Raw genomic sequence first — 9187 nt, 5'->3', positions numbered from 1 at the left:
GTCATGCAGGACACACCCTTGACGAACCTTGCCTGGCTGCTGATCGCCATCCCGCTGGCCAGTGCTGCCGTGCTCCTCGTCGGTGGCAGGCGCACGAATGCCTGGGGGCACTGGCTCGGCGTGGTGGCTGCTGCGGCCGCTGCGTTGCTGGGGATCGGGATCCTCATCGAGATGCTCGGCCTTCCCGAGACTGAGCGCATCCACGACATTCATCTCTTCTCCTGGATCCCTGCCGGAGACCTGAGCGTGGACGCCGGGCTGCTGGTCGATCCGCTCTCGATGACGTTCGTGCTGCTCATCACCTTCGTCGGTGCCCTGATCCACGTCTACTCCGTGGCGTACATGGAGCACGACGAGAATCGCCGCCGGTTCTTCGCCTACCTGAACCTGTTCGTGGCAGCGATGCTGGTGCTCGTGTTGGCCGACTCCTATGCCCTGCTGTTCGTCGGCTGGGAAGGCGTGGGCCTGGCTTCCTACCTGCTGATCGGGTTCTGGAACCAGCGCACCGAGTACGCCGTGGCCGCGAAGAAGGCCTTCGTGATGAACCGCGTGGGTGATATGGGCATGCTCATCGCGATGATGCTGATGTTCGCTTCCATCGGGGCGGTGGACTTCGAGACCGTCTTCGCTGCGGCGGAGGGGACGAACGAGGGCATCCTCACCGCGACCGGTCTGATGCTGGTGCTCGCAGCCTGCGGTAAGTCGGCTCAGTTCCCGCTGCAGGCCTGGCTCGGGGACGCGATGGCGGGCCCCACCCCGGTCTCGGCCCTGATCCACGCCGCCACCATGGTCACCGCCGGTGTGTACCTGATCGTCCGCTCGGCGCCGGTCTTCGAGGGGGCCCCGACGGCGCAGCTCGTCGCTGCGATCATCGGTGCGATCACGCTGCTGTTCGGTGCGATCGTCGGGTGTGCGAAGGACGACATCAAGAAGACCCTGGCGGCGTCGACCATGAGCCAGATCGGATACATGGTGCTCGCCGCTGGTCTGGGCCCGATCGGTTACGCCTTCGCCATCTTCCACCTGGTCACGCACGGGTTCTTCAAGGCTGGGATGTTCCTCGGTGCGGGATCGGTGATGCATGGCATGGGCGATGAGGTGAACATGCGCCGGTTCGGCGCGCTGCGCCGTTCAATGCAGATCACCTGGATCACCTTCGGAGCCGGATGGCTCGCCATCCTCGGTATCCCGCCGTTCTCCGGGTTCTGGTCCAAAGACAAGATCATCGAAGCGGCGTTCGTCGGCGAGGGCTGGCAGCCCTGGGTCTTCGGACCGATCGCCCTGCTCGGCGCCGGCATCACCGCTTTCTACATGTCACGCCTGTTCTTCATGACCTTCCACGGCAAGGCTCGCTGGAACGATGGCGACTCAGCGAACGGCGACGACAGCGATCTTCCCGTGAAGCACCCGCACGAGAGCCCGGCGCTGATGACCGTGCCGATGATCATCCTCGCCGTTGGATCGGTTGCTCTGGGTGGCCTGCTTGCGATCGGGGACACCTTCACCCACTGGCTGGAGCCGGTGACCGGGCACGTGGAGCATCACGACCCGGTGATCGCGATCCCGGTCCTGATCGCTGCGACGATCGCGATCGTCCTGGCCGGAGCGTTCATCGCCTGGCGCCAGTACGCGGTGAGTGCCGTGCCGGTCACGCCGCCCGAGGGCTCCGTGCTCACCCGCGCCGCCCGCGTGGACCTGTACCAGGACGCGGTGAACGAAGCCGTGTTCGCCACGCCCGGCGCCCGGGTCACCGAGGTGCTCACCGAGGCCGACACCACGGTCGTCGACGGCGCAGCCCGCGGTCTGGGGTCCGGTGCCGTCGGTCTGGGCACATGGTGGGGCAGGTTGCAGACGGGATTCGTCCGCAGCTACGCCTCGATCATGGTGGTCGGGGTCGTGCTGGCCGTTGTCGTCGTCCTCGCCACGCGAGTCTGAGTCGGAGGATCCATGACTTCCATCCTTGTTGATCTGCCCTGGCTCTCTCTGCTCGTGGCGGTGCCGTTGGTGGCCGCCGCGGTGATCTGGCTGGTGCCGGGGGTGCAGAAGGTCGCGCGCCCGCTGGGTCTGGCGGTGAGCCTGCTGGTTCTCGCGGGAGCCATCGCCATGGTTCCGGGCTTCGACGCCGGCGGCGGTTATCAGTTCTCCGAGACCTACTCCTGGATCCCGGCGATCGGAGCCTCATGGGCGGTGGGGATCAACGGCCTGGGACTGGTCATGATCCTCCTGGCCGTCGCGCTGGTCCCGATCGTGATCGCCGCCGCCTGGCATGAGGTGCGCCTACCGGACGGGGCACGCCCGGGTGAGACGGGCAGTGGCGAGCCGGACGCGAAGGCCCTCGACCGCCGTCGGGCGGGCTATGTGGCCCTGGTGCTGGCGCTGGAGGCCATGATGGTCGCCATCTTCGCCGTCCGCGATCTGTTCTCGTTCTATGTGGTCTTCGAGGCGATGCTCATCCCGGTCTACTTCATGATCGGAGTGTTCGGCGGACCGAACCGGCGCCCGGCGGCACTGAAGTTCCTGCTCTACTCCCTCGCCGGGGGACTGGTCATGCTCTCGGGTGTGATCTACCTCCTCGTGCAGACCGGTGGTGGCGAGCAGGCGCTGCTCCTCGACAATCTGGCAGGTGCGCTCGAGGGCAACTACACCGCGCAGCTGTGGGTCTTCCTCAGCTTCCTGATCGCATTCGCCATCAAGGCCCCGATGGTCCCGGTGCACACGTGGCTCCCGGACGCCGCCGCCGAGGCGCCGCCAGGGACGTCGGCACTCCTCGTCGGAGTGCTGGACAAGGTCGGCACCTTCGGGATGATCGCGATCTGCCTGCCGCTGTTCCCGGAGGCGGTCGCGAATGTCGCGCCGTACCTCGTGGTGCTGGCGATCATCTCCATCATCTACGGCGGGATACTGGCCATCGGGCAGAAGGATGTGATGCGGCTGATCGCGTTCACCTCGGTCTCGCACTTCGGCCTGATCGTGCTCGGCATCTTCATCGGCACGCAGACGGCGATGGTCGGCTCGATGATCTACATGGTCGCCCACGGCGTCTCGACCGCAGCACTGTTCCTCGTCGCCGGATTCCTCACCCAGCGCGGCGGCTCGGCACAGATGTCCTCCTACTCCGGAATGCAACGCGTGGTCCCGGTACTGGCGGGGGTCTTCCTGATCTCCGGCCTCGCGACACTCGCGCTGCCTGGGCTGAGCGGCTTCGTCCCGGAGTACCTCGTGCTGCTCGGGAGCTTCGAAGCCTCGCCGGCTGCGGGTGTCTTCGCCGTCATCGGGGTGGTGCTCTCCGCCCTGTACATCCTCCTCGCCTACCAGCGAGTGTTCACTGGTCCGGTCGATCCGGACCGGTCGGACCTCCCGGACCTCGGAGGGCGGGAACGGTGGACCATGGTGCCGCTCGTTCTCGCGATGCTGGTGCTCGGGTTCTTCCCCGCACCGGTGCTCGACGTGCTCACGCCAGCCGCTGACCAGTTCGCCGCGATCCTCGGGAGCGCCTCATGACCTTCGTCCCGCCGTCGATCGACTGGGCCGCGCTGGCCCCGATCGTCATCGTGCTCGGCGCCGCCGTGATCGGCGTGCTGATCGAGGCTTTCGTGAAGGACGCCGTGCGCCGGATGGTGCAGGTGATCCTCGCCGTGGTCGCGCTCGGCGCCGCTCTCGTCACCGTCGCGTGGCGCTGGACCGTGGTGCAGGCGCAGGGGCCGGCCGAGCTGGTCGGCGGGGCGATCGTCGAGGATGCGCCTGCGCTGCTGGCTCAAGGCGTCGTGCTGCTGTGCGCGTTCCTGGGCATGCTGGTGATCGCCGACCGTGTCGGCGGTGAGGACGGGTTCACCCCCGCAGCCGCGGGCGCTCCCGGTTCCGCCTATGAGGCACAGGCCAGGCGTCTGGGGCTCGTCCAGACCGAGGTGTACCCGCTGGTGCTGTTCTCGGTGGGTGGCATGCTGGTGTTCCCGGCCGCCTCCGACCTGCTGACGCTCTTCATCGCCCTCGAGGTGCTCTCGCTGCCGCTGTACCTGCTCGCGGGCCTTGCCCGACGGCGGCGCCTCCTCTCCCAGGAGGCTTCGCTGAAGTACTTCCTGCTCGGGGCGTTCTCCTCGGCCTTCTTCCTCATGGGCCTGGCACTGCTGTACGGCTACTCCGGTTCGGTGCGTTTCGCCGACCTCGCTGTTGCCGTCCCGGCGATGGTGGGGATGGACGTCGTGCTGCTCGCCGGTGTCGTCCTGGTGCTGGTGGGGCTGCTGTTCAAGGTCGGGGCCGTGCCGTTCCACTCGTGGGTCCCGGACGTCTATCAGGGATCGCCCACCTCGATCACCGGCTTCATGGCTGCCTGTACCAAGATCGCGGCCTTCGCGGCCCTGGTGCGCTTCCTCTACGCGGTCGTGCCTGGCCTGACGTGGGACCTGAGCCCGTTGCTGTGGACGATCGCGATCCTGACGATGATCGTCGGGACAGTGCTGGCGATCGTCCAGACCGACATCAAGCGGATGCTCGCCTACTCCTCGGTCGCCCACGCCGGTTTCGTCCTGCTCGGCGTGATCGCTCTGACCACCTCCGGGATCAGCTCGGTGATGTTCTACCTGCTCGTCTACGGGGTGGCCACGGTCGGGGCGTTCGGCCTGGTGACGCTCGTGCGTGAACGTGACGCCGAGGGCAATGTCACCGGCGAGGCCACCCGGGTGGAGCAGTGGGCCGGGCTCGGCCGGCGGCACCCGGTGCTCGCCGCGTGCTTCACACTGTTCCTGCTCTCCTTCGCCGGGATCCCCCTGACGGCCGGCTTCGTCGGCAAGTTCACGGTGTTCGCCGCGGCAGTCGAGGGCGGTGCATGGCCGTTGGTGGTGGTTGCGGTGCTGGCCAGTGGGGCCGCCGCATTCTTCTACGTGCGCATGATCGTGCTGATGTTCTTCACCGATCCTGACCAGGATGCTGGTTCGACCGTGGTGCGCACCGAGGGCACCACGGCGATCGCGGTCGCTGTGTGCGCCGTCGCAACGGTCGTGCTGGGCGTGGTTCCGACGCCGATTCTGTCCCTCGCCTCCGAAGCGACTAAGTTCATGCTGTGACCACATCCGTACCCGCCATGGGCGACTCCGAGCTGGAGTCGCGCATGGGCCATGAGCTAGACGAGATCGAGCGACGCCTGCGCGCGGCGGCCAGTCACGCCGAGCGCATCGTGGATGAAACGTCCCGGCACCTGCTCGCTGCCGGCGGGAAGCGGATCCGGCCGGTCCTGGTGTTGCTCACGAGCCAGTTCGGGGACGGCGTGAACGAGCAGGTCCGTCAGGCCGCGGTCGCTACCGAACTGACTCATCTGGCGACTCTCTATCACGACGACGTCATGGATTCGGCCCCGCTGCGGCGTGGCGCACCCAGTGCGCACGAGGTGTGGGGCAATTCGGTGGCGATCCTCACCGGAGACCTGCTGTTCGCGCGTGCCTCGCAATTGGTCTCGGAACTGGGACCGCGGGCGGTGCGGGTGCAGGCCGACGCCTTCGAACGGCTCGTGATGGGGCAGCTGCACGAAACGCTCGGCCCATCCGAGGATGAGGATCCGATCGAGCACTACCTGCAGGTACTGGCGGACAAGACCGGTTCGCTCATCGCGGCCGCGGCCTGTTACGGGACGATGCTCTCGGGTGCCGACCCCTCGATCCAGGACGCGCTGGTCCGCTATGGGGAGAAGGTCGGTGTGGCGTTCCAGCTGGCCGACGATGTGATCGACCTGACCTCGGACTCCGACACGACCGGTAAGACACCAGGGACGGATCTACGGGAAGGAGTGGCCACGATGCCTGTGCTCCTCCTGCGTGCCAGGGCCGGCGCCGGGACGCTGGACGCCGCGGGGCAGCAGCTCCTGGCCGACCTGGACTCCGACCTGGGCGCTGATGACACCCTCGCCGATGTGCTGCAACGGCTGCGAGAGCACGACGTGCTCGAGGAGGCGCGGCAGATGGCGCGTCAGTGGTCCGGGGAGGCAACAGCCGAGCTGGCGGCACTGCCGGAGTCGGCGGAGCGGGAAGCGCTCGAGGTGTTCGCCGGGCTGCTCGTGGACCGGATGGCCTGAGGAGGACTCAGTCTCGTTGGGTCGGCCCCACGAGGGTGGCGTGAGTGTCGTTCCTGCGCGAAGAATCGACACTCAGGCCGCCGTCGCGCAGCCCATGCTCAGCCGGCGCCGAGCTCCGAGACGAGGCGGTCCACCCGGGCTGCGATGTCGTCCCGGACGAGTCGCATCCGCTCCATCCCGGTGATGCCACGTTCGGAGGGTTCGTCGGTCTCCCACCTCTCCACCGGGGCAGACCCCGGCTCCAGCTCGACCTCCGAGCCGAGGAGTACCACTCGGTCCACCTCGTCCAGCAGCCGTGGATCGACGGGCTTGGGGTGCTCACCCTCGACCGAGGCGCCCACCTCGGTGAGTGAGGCGACGGACTCGCCGTTGAGGCTCGTCCCGGGTCTCGTGCCAGCGGAGTGCACGGTGATGCGCTCACCGGCGCGGGCCCGCATCAGGGCTGCAGCCATCTGTGACTTGCCGCCGTTCTTCACACAGACGAACAACACACTGGGCATGGCATCTCCTGCTCGGGTGAAGGTCCAGTGGTTGAGTCTAGGGTCCGAGGGAGGGAGCAGGCGACGATGAAGGGTCACCCGCGGCGCCGCCGATGACCCATGCGCAGCCCGTCCCAGGTCAGCGCTACCAGGGCCATCCAGACCAGCGCGAAGCCAGCCCAGCGGCCGGCGTCCATCTGCTCGCGGATCAGCACGCCCGTGAGGAACTGCATCGTCGGGGTGAGGTATTGCAGCAGTCCCACCATCGCCAACGGCAGGCGCCGGGCTGCCGAGGCAAACAGCACCAGCGGGACTGAGGTGACGACGCCAGCAGCCATCAGCAGGAGTGCCAGTCCGGTGGCGGGCATGCCGGCAGTACCCGGCTGGCCGAACGATCCTTGGCCGGTGACGGCGAGCACCACCAGGAAGATCACGGCAGCGGGTGCGAGCACCATGGTCTCCACCGCGAGTCCTGGCAGCGCCGGCACCCGGGCGCCCACCTGCTTCTTCACCAGGCCGTAGCCACCGAAACTCAGGGCGAGCACCAACGAGATCCACGGGAACGCGCCATATCCGATGGCGATCACGAGTACACCAGCAGCTCCGAAGGCGACAGCGATCCACTGCGCTCGTCGCAACCTCTCACCCAGCACGACAACAGCCAGGACCACCGTGATCAGCGGGTTGATGTAGTACCCCAGGGCGCCGTCGACCACATGGCCGGAGACGACGGCCAGCACGAACACGACCCAGTTGGCACACAGCAGGGTTGCTGCCAGGGCCAGTCGTGCCGTCACCTGCCGGTCCCGCAGCAGACCTGTCAGCTGGCGCAGGCGGCCCAGGACGGCCAGCAGGCCGACGCACGCCAGCAGTGACCAGACGATGCGGTGAGCGGTGATCTCCAGTGGGCCGGCGGGCGCCAGGAGCGGAAAGTACAGCGGGAGCAGACCCCACCACGCGTACCCGCCGATCCCGGCAGCCAGCCCGCGCGGATCGAGCCGGGGCTGCAGGGGTCGCTCTGGTATCGGCACTGGCTCAACGTACCCGCCCGCGCGGCCTACGGATCCAGCGACGTCGTACTCGCCATCGGTCCGCTGGTTCTCCAGTCGGGACAACTCTGATCGCAGAGTGAGACGAATGGCCGTCCAGGTCGTATCGGTGAGGCAACCCTTAGACTGGGGGCCAGATCGCCTTCTGACCGCGGCACTCCGGTGCCCTCCGACCGATTCGAAAGAGGCATCCGACCCCGTGCCTACCACCCAGATCCGCGTTGCCATCGTTGGGGCCGGCCCCGCCGGCATCTACGCTGCCGACATCCTGTCGAAGTCCGATCTCGAAGTCGAGGTCGACCTGTTCGAGCGGCTGCCGGCGCCTTATGGGCTGGTGCGGTACGGCGTCGCCCCGGACCATCCGCGGATCAAGGGGATCATCACCGCCCTGTACAAGGTGCTGCAGCGGGGCGACATCCGGCTCATCGGCAACGTCGACTTCGGCACCGACCTCACGTTGGAGGACATGCGTCAGTACTACGACGCCGTCATCTTCTCCACCGGTGCTATCCGCGATGCGGACCTGAACATCCCCGGGATCGACCTGGACGGCAGCTATGGGGCGGCCGATTTCGTCTCCTGGTTCGACGGTCACCCTGACGTCCCGCGCACCTGGCCGCTGGAAGCCCAGCACGTCGCCGTCCTGGGGGTGGGGAACGTGGCCCTGGATGTCGCCCGCATCCTGGCCAAGCATGTCGAGGATCTGATGCCCACCGAGATTCCGGCGAATGTCGCCGAGGGGCTGGCGAAGAGCCCGGTCACCGACGTGCACGTGTTCGGTCGGCGCGGGCCGGCGCAGGTGAAGTTCACTCCGCTGGAGCTGCGTGAGCTCGGGCACGTCCCCGACGTCGACATCGTCGTCTATCCGGAGGACTTCGACTTCGACGAGGGATCGGAGGAGGCGATCCGGTCCTCCAACCAGACCAAGCAGGTCGTCAAGACGCTCACCGACTGGACGCTACGGGACCCGAGCGAACTCACCGCATCGCGCCGGATCCACTTGCACTTCCTGCACAAGCCGCACGAGGTGCTGGGTGCCGACGGCAAAGTCGTCGGGCTGCGCACCGAACGGACAGAGCTCACCGGTGACGGGAACGTCCGCGGCACCGATCAGTTCGAGGACTTCGAGATCCAGGCCGTCTACCGGGCCGTGGGTTACTTCGGCTCCCCGCTTCCGGACGTCCCCTTCGACGACGGAGCCGGAGTCATCCCGAACGACGGCGGCCGCGTGCTCGGTGCTGATGGGGAGCACATCCCGGGCCTGTACACCACCGGGTGGATCAAGCGCGGGCCGGTCGGTCTGATCGGCCATACGAAGTCCGACGCAGCTGAGACGATCCGTCATCTCGTCGAGGACGTCACCAGCGGGTTCGAGGACGGCACGCTCACCCCGGCGCCCGAACGCGACCCGAACGCGATCATCGAACGTCTCGAGAACCAAGGTGTGCCGTACACCACGTGGCAGGGTTGGGAACTCCTGGACGCCTACGAGCGTTCCCTCGGTGAAGAGCAAGGACGGGAACGCGTCAAGGTGGTCCCGCGCGAAGAGATGACCGAGATCTCACGCGGAGTCACCGCTCGCGCGTGATCGCGTGATC

The 9187-nt window shown here is 67.3% G+C and carries 7 protein-coding genes; 5 read left to right on the top strand and 2 right to left on the bottom strand.

Annotated elements, in window-relative coordinates; translation table 11 throughout:
- The first annotated feature begins 3 nt into the window (after positions 1–3).
- From nuoL to IM660_RS15455, 4 genes are read left to right on the top strand one after another with little or no spacing between them, the layout of a single operon-like run.
- Positions 4–1935: an NADH-quinone oxidoreductase subunit L gene (nuoL, locus tag IM660_RS15470; RefSeq protein ID WP_193496712.1), complete on the top strand. Its 1932-nt coding sequence runs from the start codon at positions 4–6 to the stop codon at positions 1933–1935.
- Between the two features lie 12 nt (positions 1936–1947).
- Positions 1948–3501: an NADH-quinone oxidoreductase subunit M gene (locus IM660_RS15465; protein WP_193496711.1), complete on the top strand. Its 1554-nt coding sequence runs from the start codon at positions 1948–1950 to the stop codon at positions 3499–3501.
- The gene (nuoN, locus tag IM660_RS15460) at positions 3498–5060 is read left to right on the top strand and encodes an NADH-quinone oxidoreductase subunit NuoN (protein ID WP_193496710.1); all 1563 of its coding nucleotides are present in this window, start codon (positions 3498–3500) and stop codon (positions 5058–5060) included. The genes IM660_RS15465 and nuoN overlap by 4 nt, the downstream gene beginning before the upstream one ends.
- Complete coding sequence (locus IM660_RS15455; RefSeq protein ID WP_425503842.1) at positions 5057–6061, top strand: polyprenyl synthetase family protein; 1005 nt, start codon at positions 5057–5059, stop codon at positions 6059–6061. The genes nuoN and IM660_RS15455 overlap by 4 nt, the downstream gene beginning before the upstream one ends.
- A 98-nt stretch (positions 6062–6159) precedes the next feature.
- On the opposite strand, the gene IM660_RS15450 is transcribed toward IM660_RS15455, so the two are convergent.
- Both IM660_RS15450 and rarD read right to left on the bottom strand, forming a co-directional pair.
- Positions 6160–6561, bottom strand: a complete 402-nt coding sequence (locus IM660_RS15450; RefSeq protein WP_193496709.1) for an arsenate-mycothiol transferase ArsC — start codon at positions 6559–6561, stop codon at positions 6160–6162.
- A 74-nt stretch (positions 6562–6635) separates the two neighbouring features.
- On the bottom strand, positions 6636–7571 hold the full coding sequence (gene rarD, locus IM660_RS15445; RefSeq protein ID WP_246464981.1) for an EamA family transporter RarD: 936 nt from the start codon (positions 7569–7571) through the stop codon (positions 6636–6638).
- 217 nt (positions 7572–7788) lie between these two features.
- On the opposite strand from rarD, the gene IM660_RS15440 reads away from it, so the two are divergent.
- Entirely contained in the window at positions 7789–9177 is a 1389-nt protein-coding gene (locus tag IM660_RS15440) for an FAD-dependent oxidoreductase (protein WP_193499547.1), read from the top strand.
- The last annotated feature ends 10 nt before the right edge of the window (positions 9178–9187 follow it).

The organism is Ruania alkalisoli (assembly GCF_014960965.1).
GTDB lineage: Bacteria > Actinomycetota > Actinomycetes > Actinomycetales > Beutenbergiaceae > Ruania > Ruania alkalisoli.
Note: the sequence above shows the minus strand (reverse complement) of the source record. Positions and strands in the feature narration are given on the sequence as shown.

What these genes read in the sequence shown, in the direction of transcription:
- nuoL (WP_193496712.1), top strand. Translation starts at nt 4, where the DNA reads ATGCAGGACACACCCTTGACGAACCTTGCCTGGCTGCTGATCGCCATC.
- IM660_RS15465 (WP_193496711.1), top strand. Translation starts at nt 1,948, where the DNA reads ATGACTTCCATCCTTGTTGATCTGCCCTGGCTCTCTCTGCTCGTGGCG.
- nuoN (WP_193496710.1), top strand. Translation starts at nt 3,498, where the DNA reads ATGACCTTCGTCCCGCCGTCGATCGACTGGGCCGCGCTGGCCCCGATC.
- IM660_RS15450 (WP_193496709.1), bottom strand. Translation starts at nt 6,561, where the DNA reads ATGCCCAGTGTGTTGTTCGTCTGTGTGAAGAACGGCGGCAAGTCACAG.